General features: G+C 64.9%; 22 protein-coding genes. 16 read left to right on the top strand and 6 right to left on the bottom strand.

The genetic code is table 11. The features are described 5' to 3' along the window. The first annotated feature begins 39 nt into the window (after window positions 1-39). Together ATB98_RS07415 and ATB98_RS07410 are read left to right on the top strand one after the other, a co-directional pair. Entirely contained in the window at window positions 40-876 is an 837-nt protein-coding gene (locus ATB98_RS07415; protein ID WP_066871295.1) for an MBL fold metallo-hydrolase, read from the top strand. Window positions 877-1002: 126 nt separating this feature from the next. Further along, the gene (locus ATB98_RS07410) at window positions 1003-1749 is read left to right on the top strand and encodes a YebC/PmpR family DNA-binding transcriptional regulator (protein ID WP_066871466.1); all 747 of its coding nucleotides are present in this window, start codon (window positions 1003-1005) and stop codon (window positions 1747-1749) included. 28 nt (window positions 1750-1777) lie between these two features. Here ATB98_RS07410 and ATB98_RS07405 read toward each other — a convergent pair whose 3' ends face one another. After that, window positions 1778-2785 (bottom strand): LLM class flavin-dependent oxidoreductase, encoded by a 1008-nt coding sequence (locus ATB98_RS07405; protein WP_066871292.1) that lies wholly within the window; start codon window positions 2783-2785, stop codon window positions 1778-1780. 169 nt (window positions 2786-2954) lie between these two features. On the opposite strand from ATB98_RS07405, the gene ruvC reads away from it, so the two are divergent. The 4 genes from ruvC to ATB98_RS07385 all read left to right on the top strand — a co-directional run bounded on the left by ruvC (window position 2955) and on the right by ATB98_RS07385 (window position 6449). Then, a complete protein-coding gene (gene ruvC, locus ATB98_RS07400; protein WP_066871289.1) occupies window positions 2955-3467 on the top strand; it encodes a crossover junction endodeoxyribonuclease RuvC in 513 nt (170 codons plus the stop codon). A gap of 246 nt (window positions 3468-3713) precedes the next feature. Further along, entirely contained in the window at window positions 3714-4331 is a 618-nt protein-coding gene (gene ruvA / locus ATB98_RS07395; protein ID WP_066871286.1) for a Holliday junction branch migration protein RuvA, read from the top strand. A 172-nt stretch (window positions 4332-4503) separates the two neighbouring features. Further along, entirely contained in the window at window positions 4504-5544 is a 1041-nt protein-coding gene (gene ruvB, locus ATB98_RS07390) for a Holliday junction branch migration DNA helicase RuvB (RefSeq protein ID WP_066871283.1), read from the top strand. 2 nt (window positions 5545-5546) lie between these two features. Next, on the top strand, window positions 5547-6449 hold the full coding sequence (locus ATB98_RS07385; protein ID WP_066871280.1) for a metallophosphoesterase: 903 nt from the start codon (window positions 5547-5549) through the stop codon (window positions 6447-6449). A 185-nt stretch (window positions 6450-6634) separates the two neighbouring features. Here the strand turns inward: ATB98_RS07385 and ATB98_RS07380 are convergent, their stop codons facing one another. The 3 genes from ATB98_RS07380 to ATB98_RS07370 are packed head-to-tail and all read right to left on the bottom strand — an operon-like array spanning window position 6635 to window position 9617. Then, the gene (locus ATB98_RS07380; protein WP_066871277.1) at window positions 6635-7528 is read right to left on the bottom strand and encodes an NAD-dependent epimerase/dehydratase family protein; all 894 of its coding nucleotides are present in this window, start codon (window positions 7526-7528) and stop codon (window positions 6635-6637) included. Beyond that, window positions 7525-8400, bottom strand: a complete 876-nt coding sequence (locus ATB98_RS07375; RefSeq protein ID WP_066871274.1) for a glycosyltransferase — start codon at window positions 8398-8400, stop codon at window positions 7525-7527. Before ATB98_RS07375 ends, ATB98_RS07380 begins: the two co-directional genes overlap by 4 nt. Further along, entirely contained in the window at window positions 8397-9617 is a 1221-nt protein-coding gene (locus ATB98_RS07370) for an NAD-dependent epimerase/dehydratase family protein (protein ID WP_066871271.1), read from the bottom strand. Before ATB98_RS07370 ends, ATB98_RS07375 begins: the two co-directional genes overlap by 4 nt. 126 nt (window positions 9618-9743) lie before the next feature. Between ATB98_RS07370 and ybgC the strand changes: the two genes are divergently transcribed. Then, the gene (gene ybgC / locus ATB98_RS07365) at window positions 9744-10199 is read left to right on the top strand and encodes a tol-pal system-associated acyl-CoA thioesterase (RefSeq protein ID WP_066871268.1); all 456 of its coding nucleotides are present in this window, start codon (window positions 9744-9746) and stop codon (window positions 10197-10199) included. A gap of 72 nt (window positions 10200-10271) precedes the next feature. Here ybgC and ligD read toward each other — a convergent pair whose 3' ends face one another. Beyond that, complete coding sequence (ligD, locus tag ATB98_RS07360; RefSeq protein ID WP_066871264.1) at window positions 10272-12869, bottom strand: DNA ligase D; 2598 nt, start codon at window positions 12867-12869, stop codon at window positions 10272-10274. Between the two features lie 8 nt (window positions 12870-12877). After that, on the bottom strand, window positions 12878-13738 hold the full coding sequence (gene ku / locus ATB98_RS07355; RefSeq protein ID WP_066871261.1) for a non-homologous end joining protein Ku: 861 nt from the start codon (window positions 13736-13738) through the stop codon (window positions 12878-12880). 371 nt (window positions 13739-14109) lie between these two features. Here ku and tolQ point away from each other — a divergent pair, with 371 nt between their 5' ends. The 9 genes from tolQ to glmM all read left to right on the top strand — a co-directional run bounded on the left by tolQ (window position 14110) and on the right by glmM (window position 24961). Further along, a complete protein-coding gene (gene tolQ, locus ATB98_RS07350; RefSeq protein WP_066871258.1) occupies window positions 14110-14829 on the top strand; it encodes a protein TolQ in 720 nt (239 codons plus the stop codon). A gap of 27 nt (window positions 14830-14856) precedes the next feature. Continuing rightward, on the top strand, window positions 14857-15309 hold the full coding sequence (gene tolR, locus ATB98_RS07345) for a protein TolR (RefSeq protein ID WP_066871255.1): 453 nt from the start codon (window positions 14857-14859) through the stop codon (window positions 15307-15309). A gap of 9 nt (window positions 15310-15318) precedes the next feature. Further along, window positions 15319-16389, top strand: a complete 1071-nt coding sequence (locus ATB98_RS07340; RefSeq protein ID WP_066871252.1) for a hypothetical protein — start codon at window positions 15319-15321, stop codon at window positions 16387-16389. Between the two features lie 80 nt (window positions 16390-16469). Beyond that, window positions 16470-17780, top strand: coding sequence for a Tol-Pal system beta propeller repeat protein TolB (gene tolB / locus ATB98_RS07335; protein ID WP_153435748.1), 1311 nt, complete (start codon window positions 16470-16472; stop codon window positions 17778-17780). 252 nt (window positions 17781-18032) lie between these two features. Beyond that, the gene (gene pal, locus ATB98_RS07330; RefSeq protein ID WP_066871249.1) at window positions 18033-18563 is read left to right on the top strand and encodes a peptidoglycan-associated lipoprotein Pal; all 531 of its coding nucleotides are present in this window, start codon (window positions 18033-18035) and stop codon (window positions 18561-18563) included. 194 nt (window positions 18564-18757) lie between these two features. Beyond that, window positions 18758-19783: a tol-pal system protein YbgF gene (ybgF, locus tag ATB98_RS07325; RefSeq protein WP_066871246.1), complete on the top strand. Its 1026-nt coding sequence runs from the start codon at window positions 18758-18760 to the stop codon at window positions 19781-19783. 10 nt (window positions 19784-19793) lie between these two features. Continuing rightward, window positions 19794-21113, top strand: coding sequence for a tRNA lysidine(34) synthetase TilS (tilS, locus tag ATB98_RS07320; protein WP_066871243.1), 1320 nt, complete (start codon window positions 19794-19796; stop codon window positions 21111-21113). Between the two features lie 99 nt (window positions 21114-21212). Beyond that, the gene (gene ftsH / locus ATB98_RS07315; protein ID WP_066871239.1) at window positions 21213-23150 is read left to right on the top strand and encodes an ATP-dependent zinc metalloprotease FtsH; all 1938 of its coding nucleotides are present in this window, start codon (window positions 21213-21215) and stop codon (window positions 23148-23150) included. A gap of 458 nt (window positions 23151-23608) precedes the next feature. Continuing rightward, entirely contained in the window at window positions 23609-24961 is a 1353-nt protein-coding gene (glmM, locus tag ATB98_RS07310; protein ID WP_066871461.1) for a phosphoglucosamine mutase, read from the top strand. Window positions 24962-25036 lie beyond the last annotated feature (75 nt).

The following is a 25036-nucleotide window of genomic DNA, read 5'->3' as shown; positions in this document are numbered from 1 at the left end:
TTGATCCTGCCTGCCGCTGAAAAACGTGGGAGGTGAAGGATGCTGCTCAGATGCCTTGCCTACACTCTGGCCCTGATCTGGCTCATTCATGCGCTGTGGCCGGAACAGGCCCATGCGCAACAGACCCCCGCTCCCGTCAGCCAATGCCAGGCGATCGCCGAGGCGACGCCGATGGCGACATTCGTCCGTTTCGCGATGCCTGGCGCGACGCCCGCCGCGGCGGCTGGCGAAGGCGAGGTGGCCATCACCTATCTCGGCCATTCGACCTTCCTGATCGAAACGCCCGGCGGCATTTCGATCGCCACGGACTATAACGGCTGGTTTCGCACCACCTCGCCGCCGACCGTCGTGACGATGAACAAGGCGCATACCAGCCACTACACGCTGACGCCGGATCCGGCGATCCGTCACGTGCTGCACGGCTGGGCCGACGACGGCGAGCCGGCCCGCCACGCCCTCGTCGTCGGCGACGTCTATATCCGCAGCGTTTCGACCGACATCCGCTCCGGCTTCGGCGGCATGGAGCCGAACGGCAATTCGATCTTCATCTTCGAGGTTGCGGGGCTCTGCATCGGCCATCTCGGCCACCTGCATTACGAACTCGACGACAGCCATTACCGCCAGATCGGCCGGCTCGACGTCCTGATGGTGCCGGCCGACGGCGGCCTGACCATGGGGGCGGAAAGCATGAGCCGTGTCGTTGCCCGCCTGCGTGCAGCGCTGATCCTGCCCATGCACCGGCCGCCGCTGATCGACGACTTCCTCGCCATGTTCGGCGACGACTTCGACAAACGCTTCGCCACGGAGGCGACGGTCAAGTTGTCGCTCCGATCCCTGCCGAGCAAGCCGTTGATCTATGTTCTGAAGGGTATCTGAGATCGAGCCCGTTCCCGCGGGCGCATCTTGCCGCGGGTCGAAAAGCCCGGCCCCCTGCTGGACGGAAGGCGGCAATGAAACTATAAGGCGCCGCATCCCAACAAATTCATGCATGCAGAGGGCGCCATGGCTGGCCATTCACAGTTCAAGAACATCATGCACCGCAAGGGCCGTCAGGATGCGGTGCGCTCCAAAATGTTTTCCAAGCTTGCACGCGAAATCACCGTCGCCGCCAAGACCGGCCTGCCCGACCCGGGCATGAACCCGCGCCTGCGTCTGGCGATCCAGAACGCCAAGGCGCAGTCGATGCCGAAGGACAACATCGAACGGGCGATCAAGAAGGCTGCCGGCGGCGACGCGGAGAACTACGAGGAAGTCCGCTACGAGGGCTACGGCCCGGGCGGCGTCGCCGTCATCGTCGAGGCGCTCACCGACAACCGCAACCGCACGGCGTCCAACGTCCGCTCGATCTTCACCAAGGCGGGCGGCGCGCTCGGGGAAACCGGTTCCGTCTCCTTCTCCTTCGATCGCGTCGGCGAGATCACCTACAAGCTTTCGGCCGGCGACGCCGACAAGGTGATGGAAGCCGCGATCGAGGCCGGTGCCGACGACGTCGAGCCCGATGAGGAAGGCCACACCATCATCTGCGGCTTCGAGGACATCGGCGAAGTGTCGAAGGCGCTTGAAGGCGTGCTCGGCGAGGCCGAGACGGTCAAGGCGATCTGGAAGCCGCAGAACACCGTGCCGGTCGACGAGGAAAAGGCACAGTCGCTGATGAAGCTCATCGACAACCTCGAAGACGACGACGACGTCCAGAACGTCTATTCGAACTTCGAGGTGTCCGAGGAAGTACTGGCGAAGCTGTCGGCCTGACGGCAAAAGGTTCGGGGACCAGGGCGCACTACCCTAAAGGCCTGTCCTCGAGACCTCTTTGTGCCTCCGCAAAAAGCTTCAAGGAATGCAGCCGGGCTTCCATATCGAAGATCGGCATCGAAATGATCAGCTCGTCCGCCCTGGTGAGATCGAGGAACGCCTCGATCTTGCGGCGGATGGTTTCCGGGCCGCCGACGACCGCATAGGTCATGGCGTGATCCACGAAGATTTTTTCATCAGCACTCCAGAGCCCGTCCATCGAACGGACGGGCGGCGGGAAGCGGCCGCGGGCGTTGCGGCGGAGCGCCACGAAGGATTGCTGCATGGAGGTGAAGAGGAAGTTCGCCTCCTCGTCGGTGTCGGCGGCGACACCCATGACGCCGACCATGACATGCGGCCTGTCGAGCTCGCCCGACGGGGTGAAGCGCTCGCGATAGATTTCGAGGGCCGAGAGCAGCATGTCCGGCGCGAAATGCGAGGCGAAGGCGAAGGGGAGCCCGAGCATGCCGGCGAGATGGGCGCTGAAATGGCTCGAGCCGAGCAGCCAGATCGGCACGTTCGAATCCGCGCCGGGCACGGCGATGATCTTCTGGTCTCCGGTGACGGGGCCGAGCAGCGCCCGCAGTTCCACTACATCGTTCGGGAAATTGTTGGCGCTCGCCTCCATGTTGCGCCTGAGCGCCTGCGCGGTGCGCATGTCGGTGCCGGGCGCGCGGCCGAGACCGAGGTCGATGCGGCCGGGATAGAGGGCGGCGAGCGTGCCGAACTGTTCGGCGATCACCAGCGGCGAATGATTGGGCAGCATGATGCCGCCGGAACCGACGCGCATGATGCGGGTGGCCGCTGCCACATGGGCGATGACGAGCGAGGTTGCGGCGCTGGCGATCCCCCTCATGCCGTGATGTTCCGCCAGCCAGAAGCGTTTGTAGCCGTTCTCCTCGGCCGCGACCGCCAACAGGCGCGAGTTTTCGAGCGACTGGGCGACGCTGCCGCCCTCGGTGATCGGCGACAGGTCGAGAATGGAGAAGGGGATCATGGCAGCGCCTTCGATTAAGGGAAATTGATCGATCGCAATGTAGGTTCAAGTTTCCTTACTCCAAGGGCGCCCCGGCGGAATTCCGCAAAGGGCCCGGCATTTCTGTGCAATGTTTTTGTTTTGTTCACTTTTTACTGGCAGCGTCCCGCCGACAGACATAGGGTGAGGCATGCAGAAGACGATTCGCATCATCGGCATCGATCCAGGCTTGAGGCGCACCGGCTGGGGGATCATCGAGACGCTCGGCAACTCGCTGCGTTTCGTTGCTTCCGGCACCGTGACCTCCGACGGCGAGATGGACCTCGCCTCGCGCCTCTGCCAGTTGCATGACGGCCTTGCCGAGGTGGTGCACGGCTACCAGCCGGACGAGGCGGCGGTCGAGCAGACCTTCGTCAACAAGGATGCGACGGCGACGCTGAAGCTCGGTCAGGCGCGCGGCATCGCGATGCTGGTTCCGGCGCGGGCGGGCCTCAGGGTCGCCGAATACGCGCCCAACGCCGTCAAAAAGGCCGTCATCGGCGTCGGCCACGGCGAAAAGCAGCAGATCCACATGATGCTCAAGGTGCTGATGCCGAAGGTCGAGTTCAAAGGCAACGACGCCGCCGATGCGCTTGCGATCGCCATCTGCCATGCCCATAACAGGCAGGCGGTGACGAGCCGCCTTGCAGCGCTTGCGGGCTAGCGACGGAATGCTTGCAGCGTGCTCGAACCCCCTCTGGCCTGCCGGCCATCTCCCCCACAAGGGGGGAGAAGACTCGTGGCGCCATCCGCGCCGCCGCCAGAGCGTTTTGCATGCTGGAGCGCATCGGCCGGAGCGAGGAGCGATCCGCACGCATTCTCCCCCCTTGTGGGGGAGATGGCCGGCAGGCCAGAGGGGGTGGGTTGAGCACGACCTCCAAGGAAACGGACCCAGAAAGACGGAAACCAGATGATCGGCAAGCTCAAGGGCACCATCGACGAGATCGGCGAGGATCACGTGGTCCTCGACGTGCATGGGGTCGGATATGTCGCCTATTGTTCGGCGCGCACGCTTGCGAAACTCGGATCGGGGGGCGAGGCCGCCGTGCTCTTCATCGAGACCTATGTGCGCGAGGATCAACTGAGGCTTTTCGGCTTCCTGACGGCGCTCGAAAGGGAATGGTTCCGTCTGCTGCAGACCGTCCAGGGGGTGGGGGCCAAGGTGGCGCTGGCGCTGCTGTCGACGCTGACGCCCGGCGAGCTTGCCAATGCCATCGCGCTGCAGGACAAGACGTCGGTCGCGCGTGCCCCCGGCGTAGGCCCGAAGGTGGCCGTGCGCATCGTCACCGAGCTCAAGAACAAGGCCCCGGCCTTTGCCGGCGACATGGCTCCATCGATCGGCCTCAAGCAGGAGCTCGGGGAGGGGGTAGCCGCAGCGCCGGTCTCGGATGCGGTCTCGGCGCTCACCAATCTCGGCTATTCGCGCGACCAGGCCGCGAACGCCGTTGCGGCGGCATTGAAGAATGGCGGCGAGGGGGCGGACAGCGCCAAGCTGATCCGTCTCGGCTTGCGGGAACTGTCGCGGTGACACGCGGGCGGGCCTTCCTGCGGCCACAAAGGCAATGGAGTAAGGGGATCGCGGGCCGATTGCGCTGGCTTGGTTGCGATGCTCGCATTATGGTTGAGTGTGCGGCAGGGATCGTCGGCCTTGTGGCTCTTTGGCGCCTGACCGCGGTTCAGCCCGAAGCGGAAGTTTGGACATGAGTGAAGCGGCACGCCTGATTGCGCCGGAAAAGCGAGGCGAGGATCTCGATGCGACGATGCGGCCGCAATCGCTCGATGAATTCACCGGGCAGGCGGAAGCGCGCGCCAATCTCAAGATCTTCATCGAGGCAGCGCGCAATCGCGGCGAGGCGCTCGACCACGTGCTGTTCGTCGGCCCGCCGGGGCTCGGCAAGACGACGCTCGCGCAGATCATGGCCAAGGAACTCGGCGTCAATTTCCGCTCGACCTCCGGGCCGGTCATCGCCAAGGCCGGCGATCTCGCGGCGCTGCTGACCAATCTCGAAGAGCGGGACGTGCTGTTCATCGACGAAATCCACCGCCTGAACCCGGCGGTCGAGGAAATCCTCTACCCGGCGATGGAGGATTTCCAGCTCGACCTCATCATCGGCGAGGGGCCGGCGGCGCGCTCGGTGAAGATCGACCTGTCGAAGTTCACGCTGGTGGCGGCGACGACCCGCCTCGGTCTGTTGACGACGCCGCTGCGCGACCGCTTCGGCATTCCGGTGAGATTGAATTTCTACACGGTCGACGAGCTCGAGCTGATCGTCCGCCGCGGCGCCCGGCTGATGGGCCTCGGCATGACCGACGAAGGCGCGCGCGAAATCGCCCGCCGGGCGCGCGGCACGCCGCGCATCGCCGGCCGGCTCCTCAGGCGCGTGCGCGACTTCGCCGAGGTTGCGCGCGCCGAGGCGGTGACACGAGCCATCGCCGACGAGGCGCTGACGCGGCTGCTGGTCGACAATATGGGGCTCGACCAGCTCGACCGCCGCTACCTGACGATGATCGCCCATAATTTCGGCGGCGGGCCGGTCGGCATCGACACGATCGCGGCCGGCCTTTCGGAGCCGCGCGACGCGATCGAGGACATCATCGAGCCCTACCTGATCCAGCAGGGTTTCATCCAACGGACGCCGCGCGGCCGCGTCTTGACCGCCAACGCCTGGAAGCATCTCGGCCTCAACCCGCCGAAGGACATCGAGGCGGCGCAGTTCCGGCTGACGCTCGAGGACGAATGAGGATGATCACCCGTCGCGATTTCATGAAATTCGTCGGCGGCAGTTTCGCGAGCTTCACGGCGCTCGGCAGCTATGCCTTTGCCTTCGAGCCATTGGCCCGGCTGAGCGTGACCCGTTACGCGTTGACGCCGCCCGGCTGGACGCCCGGGTTGAAGCTGCGGATCGTGGCACTCGCCGACATCCATGCCTGCGAGCCCTGGATGTCGGCGAGCCGCATCGTCTCGATCTGCCGCCAGGCCAACGATCTCGGGGGCGACATCACCGTGCTGCTCGGCGACTATGCATCCGGCATGAATTTCGTGACCCGCCACGTTCATTCCAGCGAGTGGTCCAAGGCGCTCGCGACGCTCGAGGCGCCGCTCGGCGTTCATGCCATCATGGGCAATCACGACTGGTGGGAAGACAGGACCGCACAAAGAAATGGCCGCGGGCCGACATTCGGACACAGGGCGCTCCAGGACGTCGGCATCAAGGTCTACAGCAACGAGGCGGTCCGCTTTGAGAAGGACGGCAACGGCTTCTGGCTGGCAGGCCTCGAGGACCAGCGCGCCTTGAGAGCCGGCAAGAAGTGGAAACGCAAGCACCTCAAGGGGCTCGATGATCTCGACGGCACGCTGGCGCAAGTCAGCGACACGGCTCCGACGATCCTGCTGGCGCACGAACCCGACATCTTTCCGAAGGTGCCGTCGCGCGTGGCGCTGACATTGTCGGGCCATACCCATGGCGGCCAGGTGCGGCTTCTCGGCCACTCTCCGATGGTGCCGTCGAGCTACGGCGACCGTTATGCCTACGGCCATATTGTCGAGGATGACCGCAGCCTGATCGTCTCCGGCGGCCTTGGCTGCTCGATCGCGCCGATCCGTTTCGGGGTCCCGCCGGAGATTGTCGTGGTCGATCTCGGGTGATCGTTGTTGCGGGCAGTGCCGTTTGCCTCTCACCCAAACCCTCGCACCGTTTTGACCGGGAGCGGGGACGAGTGCGCACCATCTCCGTATCCGGCGCGAGGCGCAACGAGTCCCTTCTCCCGTCAAAACGGGTAGAAAGTGGCGGCAGCCGGATGAGGGGCCATCGCCCGCATTCTGCGAGCCTATCAGACGTCCCTGGCCAGCTCCCGGACCGTCGCAGCCAGGCGTTCCCCTCCGCCGGGCGTCCAGCCGAGGGCGCGCAGCCTTTCCGTCGACATCAGTTTGAATGCGCTCGTGTCCGCGGCCGGCGGCAGGGCGTGAGGGCAGCCGGTCGCCGACTGGAGAAGGGAGAGGATTTCGCGGTTGTCCGTCAGCACGTCCGAGACGTTGAAGACCTCGCCGCAGAGCTTTGCTGCGTCCGCCTCCAGCATCAGCTTCACCGCCTGCGCGACGTCGTCGCCGTGCACCTCGCTCCCGGCGCGCGGCGGCACGGGCCTGCCGGCGAGATAGTCGGCAAAGAGGTTGCTCCATTTGTGCCTTCGCCCCGGGCCCGCCGGCCCGTAGACGCCGGTCACGCGCAGGGTCGCGGTCACGAAATGGTGGCCGGCCATCGACGTCAGCGCTCGTTCGGCGGCAAGCTTCACCTCACCATAGAGCGTGTCGGGTTCGGCGGGCGACGTCTCGTCGACCATTGCCGGCGCCTTTTCTCCGTAGACGGCGCGGCTCGACAGGAAGACGCAGCGGCGGACGCCGGCAGCGCGCGCTTCCTCGAAGAGCCGGACGGTGCCGTCGAGATTGGCGCGGCGAAACCCGTCCGGATCCGCGCCTTCGCCGCCGCGATACCTGCCTTCGACATGCGCGAGGCCGGCATGGACGAAGGCGTGGCTGTCAGCAAAGGCGGCGGTCTGGTCCGCCTCCGGATCGAGGCGAAGCGGAACGTAGGAGACCGCCTGCGAGAAGAAGCCCGCCGCCGGGCGCGAGCGGCCGCCGACCGTGACCTCGTAGCCGCTGGCGATCAGATGTTCGACGATGAAGCGGCCGACGAAGCCGGTGCCGCCCGAGACGAGAACGCGGGTCATGATCTCTCGCCGGCCGGCGCGGGATTCGCGAGCGTGGCGACGTCGGGGATGTTCTCGCCGGTCAGGTAGGCATGCCAGAGATCGATCAGCGGACGCAGGGCTTCCGCGCGCGGATGGTCCTTCTCCCACGGCTTTTCATATTGATAGTGAAGGATGCCGATCGAGCGCCAGTCCCAGAGCTCCGGCAGGTTGAACCAGACATATTGCAGCATGTTCATCGTTACCGGCAGGCCATGCCAGTCCGGAAAGAAGCTCTGAAGAAAGGTCTGGTCCGTACGCGGCCAGAAGGCGTCGGGGGCATCGAGCGCCGCAAGCATCCTGTCGAAGGTGGCGAGCGAAGGCTCGGCGACGAAGACGCCGGAGTTCAGGCGGTGGAAATCGGCGAGGCTCTCATAGACGTTCGGCGCGGCGGAAAATTCCGGGTAGCGGAAGAGCCTGTCGATGTTGCGCAGGACGACCGCATCGGCGTCGATGAAGACGCAGCGCTCGTATTCGACAAGCTGCCAGAGCGTGAGCTTGCAGAAATTGTCGAGCGGCGAATGGAAGTCGGGCTTGCGTCCCTTGGTGAAGGGCGCCTGCTCATGCACGTTGCGGCGCTGATGCCGGGCGTTGAACGCGTCGGAAAGCGGCAGGTGCTGCGTCTCGATCAGGCGACAATCGAATTCGGTGAGCGGCTCGAGCGCGGCGGCATCTGTCCCGCCGGTATGGAGCACGACGATGTCCGCCGGCGTCCGCGTCAGGCGGATCGAGCGCAACAGGGCCCGTGCGCCGAGCGCGTAGTCGGCATTGGTGACGAGCGTCACGAAGGCGTGGGCGGCAGCGGCCGGAGCGGAGGGGCTCATCCCTTCCGGATTGGGGACAGCGCCGTTCATGAGGCGGATTTCAGCCGCTTGCCCTCCGGATCATGGTTGATCAGCGGAGCGATTTCCTTCGTCCAGGCCGAGACGGCCGGCACCCGCGAACGGTCGATCCGGTAGGCGAACTTCTTCGCCACGTCGACGATCTCCGAGAGCAGCCCGTCCTCGAGGCGGATCGGGTCGAGGCCGAGGGCCAGGAACTTCTCGTTGCGCACGACGAGCTCGTTCTCGGCCGCTTCCTTGCGCGGATTGGGCAGCCAGGCGATTTCGGATCCGGTCATCCGGGCGATCATTTCGGCGAGATCGCGGACGCGATGCGTTTCGGTCATCTGGTTGAAGATTTCGACGCGGCTGCCGCGCGCCGGCGGGGTTTTGAGCGCGAGCTCGATGCAGCGCACGGAATCCTGGATGTGGATGAAGGCACGGGTCTGGCCGCCGGTGCCGTGGACCGTCAGCGGATAGCCGATCGCCGCCTGGATGAGGAAGCGGTTGAGAACGGTGCCGTAGTCGCCGTCATAGTCGAAGCGGTTGATGAGCTGCGGGTGCCGGCGCGTCTGCTCCGTGTGCGTGCCCCAGACGATGCCCTGGTGCAGGTCGGTGATCCTCAGGCCATCGTTCCTGGCATAGAACTGGAAGAGCAGCTGATCGAGGCACTTGGTCATGTGGTAGATCGAGCCGGGATTGGAGGGATAGAGGATCTCCTGGCTGACCGTTTCCCCGTCCATCGTCTCGATGCCGACGGGCAGGTAGCCTTCCGGGATCGCCGCGCCGACGGTCGAATAGCCGTAGACGCCCATGGTGCCGAGGTGGACGAGATGGGCGTCGAGGTCGAGCTCGACCATTGCGTTCAACAGATTGTGGGTCGCATTGACGTTGTTGTTGACCGTGTAGTTCTTGTGCCGGTCGCTCTTCATCGAATAGGGGGCGGCGCGCTGCTCGGCGAAATGGACGATCGCGTCCGGCCGATGCTCGGCGAGCCAGTTCTTGAGAAGCTCGTAGTCGCGGGCGAGGTCGATCAGCTTGAAGTGGATGCGCCGGCCGGTCTCCGCATGCCAGATGCGGGTGCGCTCCTGGATGGAATCCATCGGCGTCAGCGACTGCACGCCGAGCTCCGTGTCGATCCAGCGGCGGGAGAGGTTGTCGAGAATGTGGATATCGTGGCCCGCATCGGAAAGGTGGAGCGCGGTCGGCCAGCCGACAAAACCGTCACCGCCGAGGATTGCAATCTTCATGCAGGGTTCTCCAGATCGGGAAGAGGTCAGGTGACCTGATAGGACAGGATTGTGACAAAGCTGCAATGCTTGCAAATGTCTTTTTGTTCCTGCACAGGAAAAGGCAAATCGCTTCCGGAGAATGCCATGTCACTGATTTCGCTTGCCGGCGAGCTGACCGAGACCGGCCACCGATTGATTCAGCGGGTCTATTACGAGGACACCGATTTCTCGGGCGTCGTCTATCACGCGCGCTACCTGCACTTCATGGAACGCGCGCGAACCGACTACCTGCGGCTGCTCGGGGTCGAGCAGGCTTCGCTGGCGATCGAAGGCGACACGGAAGGCCTCGTCTTCGTCGTTCACCGGATGGAGATCGACTTCAAGCAGCCCGCGCGCATGGACGACATATTGACGATCGCGACGACCACCGAGAAGGCCGGCGGCGCCAAGATGGTGCTGCAGCAGGAAATCCGCCGGGGCGACACGCTGCTGATCGCCGCCAAGGTGATCATCGCGGTGATCAACGGGCAGGGACGGCCGCGGCGACTGCCGGAGGCGCTGGCGATCAAGTTCCTGGCGGCGCAGCGAGCGCCGGCGTGATTGCCTTGCGGCTGTCTCGTTATCCCTCTCGCTATGGTCGAGAGCGGCGATCCAGGCAGATCGATGCCTGTCTTAGCCGACCGCCGCGCCCAATATCTTCTTCGTCAGCGACTGGCTGATCTTGCCGATTTCAGCCCAGGGGTCGGTGCCGGCGTCGATGCGTTCGACAATGTCGGCGATGTGGAACGTGTTGGCCGCGTCGAGGTCCTCGAGTTCGTCCCAGCCGACCGGCGTGGCGACGGGGCCGCCTGCGCGGGCGCGGGTGGAGTAGGGGGCGATCGCCGTGGCGCCGCGGTCGTTCCTCAGCCAGTCGATGAATATCTTCCCCTTGCGCTTCGCCTTCGACATGGTGGCGACGAAATGCTCCGGATCGCGGTCGGCGAAGGATTGCGCGATGGCCCTGGCAAACCCCTTTGCCTCCTCCCATTCGGCATGCGGACGGAGCGGCACGATGACATGGACGCCCTTGCCGCCGGTCACCATCGCGACCGTCTTGAGGCCGATCCCGGCAAGTTCGCGCCTGAGGGCGGCGGCAGCGGCCTTCACCGTGGCGAAGTCGACGCTCGGATCGGGGTCGAGATCGAAGACCAGGCGGTCGGGCTTTTCCAGCCGGTCGATCCTTGAACCCCAGATGTGGAACTCGAGCGTGCCCATCTGCACCGCCGCAACGAGCCCCTCGGCATCGTGTAGATACATATAGTTCTCGGTCTCGCCGGAGGATTCGGTGATCGGCACCTCCCGGATCGCCTCGGGGAAGCCTTCGTTCGCATGCTTCTGGAAGAAGCACTGCCTCTGTCCGCCCTGCGGACAGCGCACGAGCGAAACGGGATGGTCGGCAGCAAAGGGCAGCATCCTCTCGGCGACGACGGCATAGTAGCGCGCGAGGTCGATCTTGGTGATGCCCTGGCCTCCGAAGAGGATGCGATCCGGATGCGAGATGCGGATGCCGAGGACATCGTCATCGCCCTTGGCAGGCGGTGCCGTGTCCGTCTTCGTCGAGGCTTTGCTCCTGCCGGTCGTCTTGGCGGATGCCGGTTGTGGCGTTTCCAGTTTCACGGCCTTGGCCTCCTTGTCCTCGCGCAGGCCCTGGAAAGAGCCGTGGCGGATATGTCCGTCATCGGTAAATTCGGCGAAGTCGACCTCCGCCACAAGATCGGGCTTCAGCCAGATCGAATCCCGCGTTCTTTCTCGTGGCACCGCGTCGAACGGCGGCGTTTCGCGCTTGCGCTTGGCAAAGGCGGCGGCGAGTTCCTCGAGCGTCGCCTGCGAGAAGCCGGTGCCGACGCCGCCGCGGTAGATCAGCTTGCCGTTCTCGAACGTGCCGAGGAGGATCGAGGCGAAGGGGCGCCCCTTCTTCGTCGAAAGCGTATAGCCGCCGATGACGAATTCCTGGCGTTTCGTGCATTTGACCTTCAGCCAGCTCCGGGTTCGTCCGCTGCGATAGGGAGCGTTCGCCTCCTTGGCGATGATGCCCTCCTGTCCGGCCTTGCATATGGCCTGAAGCACATGCTCGCCATTGCCGCGGACGTGCTCGCTGTATTGAACGGTTGCGGTGGTGCCGAGCGTATCGAGCAGGGCCCTCAGCCTTTCCTTCCGCTCGGCGAGCGGCTTGCGGCTCAGGTCCTTGCCGTCGAGTTCGATCAGGTCGAAGGCGTAAAGCCGGGTGCTGGCACCGGTTCTGAGCGCCTTCTGGAGCGCCGAGAAGTTGGAGCCGGCATCCGACAACGCCACGACCTCGCCGTCGATCAGCGCCGATTTGCAGTCGAGCTCGGCAAGGGCGGAGGCGATCGCCGGGAATTTTTCGGTCCAGTCGAGGCCGTTGCGCGTGTAGCAGCGGACACGCTCGCCGGCGACCGCGCAGATCAGGCGGTAGCCGTCGAACTTGGCTTCGTTCAGCCAGGCGTCGCCGCCCGGTGCCTTCGTCACCAGTGTCGCGAGCTGCGGTGCCCGGAAGGCGGGCAGCCTAGCGGAGGATTTTCGCGTCGAACTTTTGCGCCGCTCGCCGGCGTCGGCGACCGCTCCGGCCTTGACGTTCGCCGCCGTGCTCTTGTTCGAATGCCAGATGCGCGCGCGTTTCTCACCCTTGCCTTCGGCGATCTCGTCCATCGTGCGGCCGGTCACGACGCTGGTGACGTTGTCCCGGATCAGGCTCTCGCCGTCCTCGTCGGCAACCTCGTCGGTCTCCTTCACGAGAAGCCAGTTCTCACGCTTCTCGCCATCGCGCGGCCGCATGCGCACGAGTGCCCAGCCGCCCTTCATGCGGCTGCCGTAGAGCCGGAATGTCAGCTTGCCCTTCTTCAGGCCCTTCTCCGGGTCCTCGTCCGGCTCCCACCAGCCGGTATCCCACAGCATCACGGTGCCGCCGCCATATTCGCCTTCCGGGATCGTGCCTTCGAAATCGCCATAGGCGAGCGGGTGATCCTCGGTGCGCACGGCGAGCCGCTTGTCTTCCGGGTTGAGGCTTGGGCCGCGCGTGACCGCCCAGCTCTTCAAAACTCCCTGCCATTCGAGGCGGAAATCGTAATGCAGCCTCGTTGCGTCATGCTTCTGGACGAGGAAGCGATTCCTGCCGGGGTGCTCGGCCGGCGCCACCGTGCCCTTCGGCTCGCGCGTCCTGGTGAAGTCGCGGCGTCGGTTGTACTCGGAAAGCGGTTGTTCGCGGGCGGCCATTTTCGTCCTCACGCGGATTTCCGCCGGCCGCGGCGCGGCGACGAGGATTGCGCCTTCGTTGCCGGCTTTTTCTTCTCCTCGCTGCCCTCGAGGCTCTTCTTCAATGCCGCCATCAGGTCGACGACATTGTCGCCGCGCCGTTGCGGGCGTTCGCCTTCCTCGATCTCGACGCGCGCCGATTTGCCCTTGACCTTGCGCTTCACGAGCTCTCTGAGCGCGGTGGCGTAATTGTCCTTGAAGGCTTCCGCATTGAACGCGGCGGTCTTGCGCTCGATGAGTGCGGTCGCGACGTCCAGCAGTTCCTTGTCGGCCTTCTTGCCGCTGACCGAAGCGAACAGCGGATCGGCCTTGCGCAATTCGTCGGTATAGCGCAGCGTCTCCAGGAGCAGGCCGTCGCCGCACGGCTTGATGGCGACCAGATATTCGCGCCCCCTCAATGCCAGCTGGCCGAGCCCGACCTTGTTGGTCGTCCGCAGCGCGTCGCGGACGACGCGATAGGCGTCCTCGGCGAGTTCGTCCGAGGGTACGACATAATAGGGCTTTTCGTAATAAAGCGGCGAGATCTCGCCGACATCGACGAATTGAACGAGCTCCAGCGTCTTTTTGGTCTCGAGCTTGACCGCGTCGATGTCCTCCGGCTCCAGGAGGACATATCTGTCGTCCTCGTATTCGTAGCCCTTGACGATGTCGTCGACATTGACCGGGCCGATGCCTTCCGCCACTTTCTGGTAGCGGATCGGCTTGCCGGACGGCTTGTGAATCTGGCGGAAGGAGATGCTCGCTCCCGTCTGCGTCGCACTGAAGAGCTCCACCGGAATCGAGACCAGGGAAAGACGAAGCTGTCCTTTCCACATCGCGCGAGGTGCCATAGCCACGCCTCAAAGGACCGGGGGCACGCGGCAGGTCCGCCGCGCCGGTTTTCTCGTGTTGTGCCATAGGGGCCGGGAGCTCATGGCAGCGAAACGTGCGATCGCCGGCTAAGTTCCGCGCTGCGGCGGCGCTTCATTTCGCGCCCGGTAACGCTCCTTTAACCATAACGGTGTCTTAATCCGTGTATCAGGATTTGTGCAGTGCACGTCATCCTTTGACCAAAATTGACGGCAAGAAGGCAGGCTGAAGCAATAGATCGCAATGCCGCGATTGGTGGCAATGCCGGGGCATACTTGCAAAAGACGTTTGGGCGACCCGGTCACGAGCATGAGCTGCTCTGCCGGGTATTCGGATTCGGGGACTGAGATCGATGGAACAGGTTGGATTGGCCGCGACGAGCGATGTGACCCTCTGGTCGCTCTTCATGGAAGCGGGCTTGGTCGTGAAGCTGGTCATGCTGGGGCTCATCGGCGCTTCGGTCTGGACATGGGCGATCGTCGTCGACAAGTCGCTGAATTACGGGCGTGTCCGCCGCCAGCTCGACAATTTCGAGCAGGTGTTCTGGTCCGGCCAGTCGCTCGAGGAGCTCTATCGCACGCTCTCGGACCGGCAGACGAGCGGCATGGGCGCCATCTTCGTCTCGGCGATGCGTGAGTGGAAGAAGAGCTTCGAGCGCGGCGCCCGCTCGCCGATCGGCCTGCAGATGCGCATCGACCGCGCCATGGACGTGACGCTGGCGCGGGAATCCGAAACGCTCGAGGCGCGTCTCGGTTCGCTCGCGACGATCGGCTCGGCCGCGCCCTTCATCGGCCTCTTCGGCACGGTCGTCGGCATCATGACCTCGTTCCAGGCGATCGCCGGTTCGAAGTCGACCAACCTCGCGGTCGTGGCGCCCGGTATCGCCGAAGCGCTGCTGGCGACCGCCATCGGCCTGCTTGCCGCTATTCCCGCCGTCATCGCCTACAACAAGTTCACCGCCGATGCCGGCAAGCTGACGGCGCGCATGGAGGCCTTTGCCGACGAATTCTCCGCCATCCTGTCGCGGCAGATCGACGAGAAGCTGCAGCCTTCGCGCCAGGCCGCGCAATAACGAGCCTCGAGCACGGAGACGACGCTGATGGGTATGGCAGTTGGCGGAGCCAAGGGTTCGGGCGGCGGACGCCGTCGGCGCAGGGGCAGGGGCGGCGCGATCAGCGAAATCAACGTCACGCCGCTCGTCGACGTCATGCTGGTGCTCTTGATCATCTTCATGGTGGCGGCACCGATGATGACGGTGGGCGTGCCGATCGACCTGCCGGAAACGCAGGCGAAGGCGATGAATGCGGATACGCAGCCGATCACCGTTTCGGTCAATCCGGCAGGCGAGATCTTCCTGCAGGAGACCCCGATCGGCATCGACGAGGTCGTGCCTAAGCTCGAGGCGATCTCCACGACCGGCTACAACGAGCGCATCTACGTGCGCGGCGACACCAATGCCGACTACGGCACGGTGATGAAGGTGATGGCGCGCATCTCGGCGGCCGGCTTCAAGAATCTCGGGCTCGTAACGCTTCAAGAACAGGAAAAGTGATCCCCGGTCATGAAGGGCGGTCTAGCCACATCTGCTGTCCTCCACGCCCTGGTCCTCACCTGGGCGCTGGTGTCGCTTGGCAGCCCGGCGGAATTTGAGGTCGCGGATGTCGAGGCGCTGCCGGTCGACATCGTGCCGATCACGGACATGACCCAGATCCAGCAGGGCGACAAGAAGGCGCCGGCCAAGGAAAAGGCTTCGCCGGTCCCGACCAAGAAGCCGACGCCGGTCGAGAACGCCGAGAACATCGGCGACAACGACGTGGACCTCAAGTCGCCGCCGAAGCCGAATGCGAAGCCGGTCGAGAATGAGTCCGCGGCAGCCCCGCAAAAGACGGAAAAGGCCCCGCCGACGCCGGACCCGGTGAAGGAAGAGATCGAAAAGGTCGAAGAGACGAAGCCGGCCGCCGAGCCGGCGACGGAAGTGGCGGCGCTCCCCGAACCGAAGCAGGAAGTCAAGCCCGATCCGAAGCCGGAACCGACGCCGGCGGAGGAGCAGCCGGCGGAAAATCCCGAGGCCGAGGCCCTGCCGGACAAGGTACCGACGCCGCAGTTGAAGCCCAAGGTCGAAAAGCCGGCGCAGACGGCCAAGACTCCGGAGCGCAAGAAGGAAGAGACGAAGAAGGAGCAGAAGAAGGCGTCCTCGCAGAAGGAGAGCGACTTCAACGCCGATGAGATCGCGGCGCTGCTCAACAAGCAGGACTCCTCCGGCGGCGGCGCCAAGCGCTCGACCGAGGAGGCGGCGCTCGGCGGCAAGAAGACGACCACCGGCAATACGCTTTCGCAGAGCGAGATGGACGCGCTTCGCGGCCAGATCCAGAACAACTGGTCGATCATCCCCGGCATGGCCGATGCGGCGGATGTGCGCATCAAGGTGACGATGCGGCTCGATCCGAACGGCGAGCTGATCGGCGAACCGGAAGTGGAGGCGACCGGCGGCTCAGACGCGGCGCGCCGGGCGCTCATGGGCGGTGCGCGCCGCGCCATCCTCAAATCCACGCCCTTCAAGGGGCTGCCGGCCGACAAATACGATTCGTGGAGCGAGGTCGTCGTCAATTTCGACCCGAGCTCGATGCTCTAGCTAGGTTGGGGCGGGATGCGGGCGGAAACCGCGCACGGTTTCCTCTCCCCTGCCCGGAAGATGAAAGGCTGAAAGGCTTTATGGAAATGCTGAGACGCAACTTTTTCCGCCTCCTGATGGTCTTGTTTGCAGGCTGCGGGCTCATGGCCTCGCCGGCGAACGCCCTCGTCGAAATCAACATCAACAAGGGCAATGTCGAGCCGCTGCCGATCGCCGTCACCGATTTCCTGCAGGGCGAGCTCGCCCGGAAGATTTCCGACGTGGTCGCCGCCGACCTCAAGCGCTCCGGGCTCTTCGCGCCGATCGACAAGGGCGCCTTCATCGAGAAGGTCTCCAATCCGGACGCCAGCCCGCGCTTCGAGGACTGGAAGGTGATCAACGCGCAGGCGCTCGTCATCGGCCGCGTCACCCAGGAGGGCGACGGCCGGTTGAAGGCGGAATTCCGCCTGTGGGACACCTTTGCCGGGCAGCAGATGCTCGGCCAGCAGTTCTACACCCAGCCGGAAAACTGGCGCCGCGTCGCCCACATCATCGCCGACGCGATCTATGAGCGCATCACCGGCGAGAAGGGGTATTTCGACACCCGGATCGTCTATGTCGCCGAAAGCGGACCGAAGAATGCGCGCAAGCGCCAGCTCGCGATCATGGACCAGGACGGCTTCAATGCCCGCGCGCTCACCAATTCCAACGACATCGTTCTGACGCCGCGCTTCTCGCCCAACCGCCAGGAAATCACCTACATGTCGTTCGAGAACCAGCAGCCGCGCGTCTATCTGCTGCAGCTCGAAACCGGGCAGCGCGAGGTGGTCGGCAATTTCCCCGGCATGACCTTTGCGCCGCGCTTTTCGCCGGACGGCCAGCGGGTGATCATGAGCCTGCAGCAGGAAGGCAACGCCAACATCTACACGATGGACCTGCGCTCGCGCACGACCACGCGGCTCACCAACACCAACGCGATCGACACGTCGCCCTCCTATTCGCCGGACGGCAGCCGGATCGTTTTCGAAAGCGACCGCGGCGGCAAGCAGCAGCTCTACGTGATGGGGGCGGACGGCTCCGGCCAGACGCGCATATCCTTCGGCGACGGCTCCTACTCGACGCCGGTCTGGTCGCCGCGCGGCGACCTCATCGCCTTCACCAAGCAATCGGGCGGCAAGTTCTCGATCGGCGTGATGAAGCCGGACGGCTCGGGCGAGCGCATCCTCACCACCGGCTTCCACAACGAGGGCCCGACCTGGGCGCCGAACGGCCGCGTGCTGATGTTCTTCCGCCAGAATGCCGGCGCCGGCGGGCCGCAGCTCTATTCGATCGATCTCACGGGTTACAACGAGCAGCTCATCCAGACGCAGGGCTTCGCCTCCGACCCGGCATGGTCGCCGCTGATGGAGTAGAGGCGCCCTGCCGGGCGTCATTTACCCGGCCCGATCACGTTTGCGATCGGCGCGAAACTATCGTGATCGGGTGTCCACAGCCGCGGCGGGGAATGTGGCAGATGTGCCGCTTTCTCGCCGCAAAGTGCTGGTGTAGCAGGCCCCCGACGCAGATTGTCGATTTGTTAACCATAACTGTTGAAAAGCAATTAACTGCTTCCGGTTACAGTCTGGCAACCGTGAATTTCGACACTTCTCAAGGAGACCCGGCCCATGAGCCGAATTGACACCCCGGCCGCAAGCCGCATGCAGACCCTCGCCCGCAACCCCGTCATGCTCGCCCTCGTCATGACGCTTGCTCTCGCCGGCTGCGCTTCCAAGAAGAACCTGCCGAACGATGCCGCCGGCCTCGGCCTTGGCGCCGGTGCTGCGACGCCGGGCTCGCAGCAGGACTTCACCGTCAATGTCGGCGACCGCATCTTCTTCGACACGGATTCGAGCTCCATCCGCGCCGACGCCCAGGCGACGCTCGACCGCCAGGCACAGTGGCTGGCGAAGTATCCGAACTATGCCATCACCATCGAGGGTCATGCCGACGAGCGCGGCACCCGCGAATACAACCTGGCGCTCGGCGCCCGCCGTGCCGCTGCGACCAAGGAGTACCTCGCCAGCCGCGGCGTTCCGGCGAACCGCATGCGCACGATCTCCTACGGCAAGGAAAAGCCGGTCGCCGTCTGCGACGACATCTCCTGCTGGTCGCAGAACCGTCGTGCCGTCACCGTTCTCGGCGGCGCCGGAAGCTGATTTGAGGTCGTGCGGATGAATTTGAAAGGGCGGCCATCGGCCGCCCTTTCTTTTTTACCACACTTTGGCCGAACTCCGTTGCTTTTTCCGGGCAATTGGAAAACTGTGCGGCACTCACCCATGGAATCGTCGACATCGTATTGCGGACCGCGATCGCAGGGTGGAGTAATCGGTGTATGAACAGGACAAATGAAATGAAGAAATTTGTCGTGGCAGGACTGATTGGTTTCGCGGCCCTTGCGGGCCTCGGCCCAACGGCGAATGCCATGTCTCTTTCCGGGCTTTTCGCCCGTGCGCCTCATCCCGGCGCCGCCAGCAAGGCCCAATTGCCGGTGGTGAAGGTTCAAGCGGCCGACGTCGGTCGGGTCGGCCAACTCGAGGAACAGATCCGCCAGCTCAACGGGCGTATCGAGGAAATGAGCTTCCAGCTCCTGCAGATGCAGGAGCAGATCCGGAAGTTCCAGGAGGACAACGAGTTCCGCTTCCAGGATCTCGAAAGCGGCAAGTCCTCCTCCAGGAAGAGCGGCGCGCTTGAAGCGCCGAAGTCCAGCGATCAGGCGTCCGTCACCCCCGAGGTGACGGATAGCCAGACGATGACCGCCCCTCCCGCCGGCGGCGACGACATGGCCGCCTCCGATCCGAATGCCGCGGGGGCCGCGCCGGCGCCGTCTACGCTCGGCCAGATCATCTTCGACGAGAACGGCAATCCGGTCTCCGCGACGACGGAGACACAGCCCGGGGCGAACGCCACCCCGCCGGGCGTCGACACCGGTATCGCGAGCGAGGGCGGCGGTTTGAACGACAATCCGGGAAGCGGACAGCAGACTGCGTCCTTGAGCAATCCCGGCGACCTCTACCAGTCCGCCTATGGCCACGTGCTTTCCGGCGATTACAGCATTGCCGAGCAGCAGTTCCGCGACTATCTCGATGCCTTCCCGGAGGGCGACAAGGCCGCCGACGCGAGCTTCTGGATGGGCGAGGCGCAATATTCCCAGGGCAAGTACAGCGATGCGGCGAAGACTTTCCTCAACGCGCATCAGACCTATGGCAAATCGCCGAAGGCGCCCGAGATGCTCTTGAAGCTCGGCATGTCGCTCGGTGCCCTCGACAACAAGGAAACCGCCTGCGCGACGCTGCGCGAGGTGACGAAGCGCTATCCGAAGGCGTCGTCCGCCGTCAAGGCGAAGGTGACGAGCGAGCAGAGCCGCTTCGGCTGCTGAGGCCGACCCCATGCCCGATGCCGTGCTCGATACGGCCAGCTCTTTTCTACGATCTTTCATCAGGCCGGCGCGGATTCTCGTCGCGGTTTCCGGCGGCAGCGATTCCAAGGGATTGCTCGTGGCGCTGCATGCGGGCCTCCAGGCGGAAGAGCACCGCGGATTGTCGCTTGTCGCCTGCACCGTGGATCATGCCCTGAGGCCGGGCTCCGCGAGCGAAGCCGAAGCCGTGGCAGCGTTCTGCGCCGGGCTTGGCGTTGCCCATCGCGTCTACCGCTGGGAGGGCGATAAACCGCGAAGCGGCATCCAGGCGGCGGCACGAACCAGGCGCTATGCATTGCTCTGCGAGGCTGCCGATGAGCTCGGCGCCGATTGCATCGCGACCGGCCACACGCTCGACGATCAATACGAGACGATCGCCATGCGCAGCCTGCGCGACGCCGAGGGGCAGGGCGCTGCGGGCATGGCGGCAACCATGCTCTACGGACGCCGGCTCTGGGTCATGCGGCCGTTCCTGAAGCTGCGGCGCGGCGACATAAGGGCCTTTCTCGAAGCGCGCGGCATCGGCTGGATCGACGACCCGAGCAACGCCAATCATGAGTTCGAGCGGGTCCGGGTGCGCACCCGGCTCGCGACCGGGGAGCTACCGGCACTGTCGCCGGGCGGGCGGAAGCGCGCCGCCGCCGCGGCAAGATCCGCGGCGTTCATCGAGCGGCATATCCGCGTGTGCGAAGGCCTTGCGGCCGAAGTTTCCGCCCGGCAGGCCGGCAATGTCGACGATCCCGACTGGCGCCGCGCTCTCCTTTCCGTCGCGGCGGTCCTCGGCGGGCGCGATCACCTGCCGGCGCGGGCCACGATCGAGCGGCTCTCGGCCTTCCTGCGATCGGGCGAGCCCGGCCGGCTGACGGCCGGGCGGGTCGTCTTCGACCGGCGCGCAAGCGGCCTCTATCTCTACCGCGAGGCGCGCAGCCTTCCGGCGCTCGCCATCGCGCCGGCGGCGCGCGGCGTCTGGGACGGGCGGTTCGCCGTCACGAGCAAGGGACCGGCGCTCACCGTTGCCGCGGCGGGGGCGTCCGGCGCGTGGGCGCAGAGGCTTATTGACGCAGGACTGCCGGCGGGGGTTGCCAAACGCGCCGCTTTGGTGGCACCTCGCATCATGCCAGCGGACATTGCGGGCGAGGCTTCGGCGGAAGTCGAATGCCACATTGCCCTTTTCGACACCTTTTTGCCGGGTTTCGACAGGATCATGGCTGATGCGATCGCCGTCTTGTTCGGGCGTGATCGGTATCCCGCTTCGCCGGTTCGCGATGTGTTGACAGAAATGGTAGGCTAGCCGGCGGTTTGCCTTGGCAAGGCGGCGCCGGAACCCTATGTTAGGAACAAGAGTGCAGCTCGCCGATCGTGCGGGCTGCTGCAGGTTCCGGGGAGTTCGATGAACCCTAATTTTCGTAATTTTGCCCTCTGGGCAATCATAGCGCTTCTGCTGATAGCGCTGTTCAGCATGTTCCAGCAGCCGACCGAGCGGACCGGTTCACGTGAAATCCCCTTCTCGCAGTTCCTGAAGGACGTCGACGCCAGCCGCGTCAAGGAAGTGGTGATCACGGGCTCCAAGGTGATCGGCAGCTACACGGAAAGCGGGGCGACTTTCCAGACCTACGCTCCCGCCGTCGACACGGCGCTGACGGAGCGGCTGGAAGCCAAGGACGTCACCGTCACGGTCCGTCCGGAGACCGACGGTTCGTCGGGCTTCCTCAGCTATATCGGAACGCTTCTGCCGATGCTCCTGATCCTCGGCGTCTGGCTGTTCTTCATGCGACAGATGCAGGGCGGCTCGCGCGGCGCCATGGGCTTCGGCAAGTCCAAGGCCAAGCTCCTGACGGAAGCGCACGGCCGCGTGACCTTCGACGACGTCGCCGGCGTCGACGAGGCCAAGCAGGACCTCGAGGAGATCGTCGAATTCCTGCGCGATCCGCAGAAGTTCCAGCGCCTCGGCGGCCGCATCCCGCGCGGCGTGCTGCTCGTCGGCCCGCCCGGCACCGGTAAGACGCTGCTTGCGCGCTCGGTCGCCGGCGAGGCGAACGTGCCCTTCTTCACGATTTCGGGTTCGGACTTCGTCGAGATGTTCGTCGGCGTCGGCGCCTCGCGCGTCCGCGACATGTTCGAGCAGGCGAAGAAGAACGCGCCCTGCATCATCTTCATCGACGAGATCGACGCGGTCGGCCGCCATCGCGGCGCGGGCCTCGGCGGCGGCAATGACGAGCGCGAGCAGACGCTGAACCAGTTGCTCGTCGAGATGGACGGCTTCGAGGCGAATGAGGGCATCATCCTGATCGCCGCGACCAACCGTCCCGACGTGCTCGACCCGGCGCTGTTGCGCCCGGGCCGCTTCGACCGCCAGGTCGTCGTGCCGAACCCGGACATCAACGGCCGCGAGCGCATCCTCAAGGTGCATGTGCGCAACGTGCCGCTGGCGCCGAATGTCGACCTCAAGGTGCTGGCGCGCGGCACGCCGGGCTTTTCCGGCGCCGATCTCATGAACCTCGTCAACGAGGCGGCGCTGATGGCGGCGCGGCGCAACAAGCGTCTCGTCACCATGCAGGAGTTCGAGGACGCCAAGGACAAGATCATGATGGGTGCGGAGCGCCGCTCGTCGGCGATGACCGAGGCCGAGAAGAAGCTGACCGCCTATCACGAGGCCGGCCACGCGATCGTCGCGCTCAACGTGCCCTCCGCCGATCCGCTGCACAAGGCGACGATCATTCCGCGTGGACGCGCGCTCGGCATGGTGATGCAGCTGCCCGAGGGCGACCGTTATTCGATGAGCTACAAGTGGATGATCTCGCGGCTTGCCATCATGATGGGCGGACGCGTTGCCGAGGAACTGACCTTCGGCAAGGAGAACATCACCTCCGGCGCTTCCTCCGACATCGAGCAGGCGACGAAGCTCGCGCGGGCGATGGTGACGCAATGGGGCTTTTCCGACCAGCTCGGTCAGGTGGCCTATGGCGAGAACCAGCAGGAGGTCTTCCTCGGCCATTCGGTGGCGCAGCAGAAGAACGTTTCGGAAGCGACCGCGCAGAAGATCGACAATGAAATCCGCCGCCTGATCGACGATGCCTATGAGGCGGCGCGCAGCATTCTCACGGAAAAGAACCACGAGTTCGTGGCGCTCGCCGAGGGGCTGCTCGAATACGAGACGCTGACGGGCGATGAGATCAAGGCGCTGATCCGCGGCGAAAAGCCGGCCCGCGACCTCGGCGACGACACGCCGCCGCATCGCGGCTCGGCCGTTCCCTCGGCTGGCACGAAGAAGGAGGTCGGCAACAAGGGCGAAGAGCCCGAAGGCGGCTTCGAGCCGCAGCCGCAATAGGCCTGCCGCAGCAGAATGACCAATCGGAGCCGCTGTTCCTGATGGAACGGCGGCTTTTTTGCGATGCGCCTATCGTCTCTGCGGCGGCGCGCCTCACCGCGACGGGGAAAGCCGCCTGCAGGGCCTTGACGTGCAGGTTATCTATTGCGGCCGGTTTCGGACGACAGGCATCGGAAGCGACGATCGGTAACGCGTTGTAATGATTTCTGATGGTAGCATGCTGCCGCTTTTCACGGTTTTATGCCAAAAATGGCGCAAAACCACTTGATTTTCCCGATGCGATCGGGAAGGGCGATCGGATCGTTGAGAGTGGATGGGGTGAAATACCGCCTCGTGTTTCTCATCCTGAATGACAGGCCCGCAAGCGAGGTCCCGGGTAGATGAAAACCAGTCGCGGAACACGCAAACGGATGCGGCCGACTAAAGAGAGCCTGCCGAAGCAGGACGATGGAGTTTCGATGAAGCGCAGATATTTCGGCACCGACGGTATTCGCGGGCAATCCAATATTTTTCCGATGACGCCCGACCTCGCCATGCGGGTCGGCATTGCGGTGGGAACGATTTTCAGAAACGGCGCGCATCGGCACCGGGTGGTGATCGGCAAGGACACGCGGCTTTCCGGCTACATGCTCGAAAACGCCATGGTCGCCGGCTTCACGGCGGCCGGGCTCGACGTCTTCCTGCTCGGCCCGATCCCGACGCCGGGCGTCGCCATGCTGACGCGTTCGCTGAGGGCCGATATCGGCGTGATGATCTCCGCCTCGCACAACCCGTTCCGCGACAACGGCATCAAGCTGTTCGGACCGGACGGCTACAAGCTTTCCGACGAGATCGAGGAGAAGATCGAAGAGCTCCTCGACCAGGACATGACGGCGCAGCTCGCCAAGCCGGAAGACATCGGCCGGGCCAAACGCGTCGACGGCGACATCTACCGCTATATCGAACAGGCGAAGCGGACGCTGCCGCGCGACGTGACGCTGCAGGGCCTCAGGATTGCCATCGACTGCGCCAACGGCGCCGCCTACAAGGTGGCACCCTCGGCCCTCTGGGAGCTCGGCGCCGAAGTCGTCACGGTCGGCACCGAGCCGAATGGCGTCAACATCAACCTCGAATGCGGGTCGACGCATCCGCTGGCGCTCCAGAAGAAGGTGCACGAGGTGCGGGCGGATATCGGCATCGCGCTCGACGGCGACGCCGACCGGGTTCTGATCATCGACGAGACCGGCGCGGTGATCGACGGTGACCAGTTGATGGCGGTGATCGCCGACAGCTGGGCGGCCGACGGCATGCTGAAGGGCGGCGGCATCGCCGCGACGGTAATGTCGAATCTCGGTCTCGAGCGCTACCTCGAGGCACGGAGCCTCAAGCTGCACCGCACCAAGGTCGGCGACCGCTACGTCGTCGAGCAGATGCGCCAGGACGGCCTGAATGTCGGCGGCGAGCAGTCCGGCCACATCGTCCTTTCCGATTTCGGAACGACCGGCGACGGCCTGGTCGCGGCGCTGCAGATCCTTGCCGTGGTCAAGCGCCAGGGCAAGCCGGTGAGCGAGGTCTGCCGCCGCTTCGAGCCGGTGCCGCAGATCCTGAAGAACGTCCGCGTTGCTAAGGGCAAGCCGCTGGAGGACGCCGCGGTGCGCGAGGCGATCGCCGACGCCGAGGCCGAGCTTGCCCGGAACGGTCGTCTCCTCATCCGTCCTTCCGGCACCGAACCCCTGATCCGGGTCATGGCAGAGGGCGACGACCGCGGCCAGGTCGAGCGCATCGTCGACGAGCTGGTCAATGTGATCGGCAGCGTGCGCAGCGCGGCCTAGCAGGCTGCTGAAAAAGCCCTCTGGCTTTTGGGTTTTTGCCGTGATTCCCTACGGCTGCAACAGAGGGACTGATTT

It is taken from the genome of Sinorhizobium saheli (genome assembly GCF_001651875.1).
GTDB lineage: Bacteria > Pseudomonadota > Alphaproteobacteria > Rhizobiales > Rhizobiaceae > Sinorhizobium > Sinorhizobium saheli.
The sequence above is the reverse complement of the archived record's forward strand: the minus strand, read 5'-3'. Positions and strand labels throughout refer to the sequence as shown.

Bases quoted from the DNA above. Each gene is read 5' to 3' on its own strand.
- ATB98_RS07415 (WP_066871295.1), top strand. From the start codon at position 40: ATGCTGCTCAGATGCCTTGCCTACACTCTGGCCCTGATCTGGCTCATT.
- ATB98_RS07410 (WP_066871466.1), top strand. From the start codon at position 1,003: ATGGCTGGCCATTCACAGTTCAAGAACATCATGCACCGCAAGGGCCGT.
- ATB98_RS07405 (WP_066871292.1), bottom strand. From the start codon at position 2,785: ATGATCCCCTTCTCCATTCTCGACCTGTCGCCGATCACCGAGGGCGGC.
- ruvC (WP_066871289.1), top strand. From the start codon at position 2,955: ATGCAGAAGACGATTCGCATCATCGGCATCGATCCAGGCTTGAGGCGC.
- ruvA (WP_066871286.1), top strand. From the start codon at position 3,714: ATGATCGGCAAGCTCAAGGGCACCATCGACGAGATCGGCGAGGATCAC.
- ruvB (WP_066871283.1), top strand. From the start codon at position 4,504: ATGAGTGAAGCGGCACGCCTGATTGCGCCGGAAAAGCGAGGCGAGGAT.
- ATB98_RS07385 (WP_066871280.1), top strand. From the start codon at position 5,547: ATGATCACCCGTCGCGATTTCATGAAATTCGTCGGCGGCAGTTTCGCG.
- ATB98_RS07380 (WP_066871277.1), bottom strand. From the start codon at position 7,528: ATGACCCGCGTTCTCGTCTCGGGCGGCACCGGCTTCGTCGGCCGCTTC.
- ATB98_RS07375 (WP_066871274.1), bottom strand. From the start codon at position 8,400: ATGAACGGCGCTGTCCCCAATCCGGAAGGGATGAGCCCCTCCGCTCCG.
- ATB98_RS07370 (WP_066871271.1), bottom strand. From the start codon at position 9,617: ATGAAGATTGCAATCCTCGGCGGTGACGGTTTTGTCGGCTGGCCGACC.
- ybgC (WP_066871268.1), top strand. From the start codon at position 9,744: ATGTCACTGATTTCGCTTGCCGGCGAGCTGACCGAGACCGGCCACCGA.
- ligD (WP_066871264.1), bottom strand. From the start codon at position 12,869: ATGGCCGCCCGCGAACAACCGCTTTCCGAGTACAACCGACGCCGCGAC.
- ku (WP_066871261.1), bottom strand. From the start codon at position 13,738: ATGGCACCTCGCGCGATGTGGAAAGGACAGCTTCGTCTTTCCCTGGTC.
- tolQ (WP_066871258.1), top strand. From the start codon at position 14,110: ATGGAACAGGTTGGATTGGCCGCGACGAGCGATGTGACCCTCTGGTCG.
- tolR (WP_066871255.1), top strand. From the start codon at position 14,857: ATGGGTATGGCAGTTGGCGGAGCCAAGGGTTCGGGCGGCGGACGCCGT.
- ATB98_RS07340 (WP_066871252.1), top strand. From the start codon at position 15,319: ATGAAGGGCGGTCTAGCCACATCTGCTGTCCTCCACGCCCTGGTCCTC.
- tolB (WP_153435748.1), top strand. From the start codon at position 16,470: ATGGAAATGCTGAGACGCAACTTTTTCCGCCTCCTGATGGTCTTGTTT.
- pal (WP_066871249.1), top strand. From the start codon at position 18,033: ATGAGCCGAATTGACACCCCGGCCGCAAGCCGCATGCAGACCCTCGCC.
- ybgF (WP_066871246.1), top strand. From the start codon at position 18,758: ATGAAGAAATTTGTCGTGGCAGGACTGATTGGTTTCGCGGCCCTTGCG.
- tilS (WP_066871243.1), top strand. From the start codon at position 19,794: ATGCCCGATGCCGTGCTCGATACGGCCAGCTCTTTTCTACGATCTTTC.
- ftsH (WP_066871239.1), top strand. From the start codon at position 21,213: ATGAACCCTAATTTTCGTAATTTTGCCCTCTGGGCAATCATAGCGCTT.
- glmM (WP_066871461.1), top strand. From the start codon at position 23,609: ATGAAGCGCAGATATTTCGGCACCGACGGTATTCGCGGGCAATCCAAT.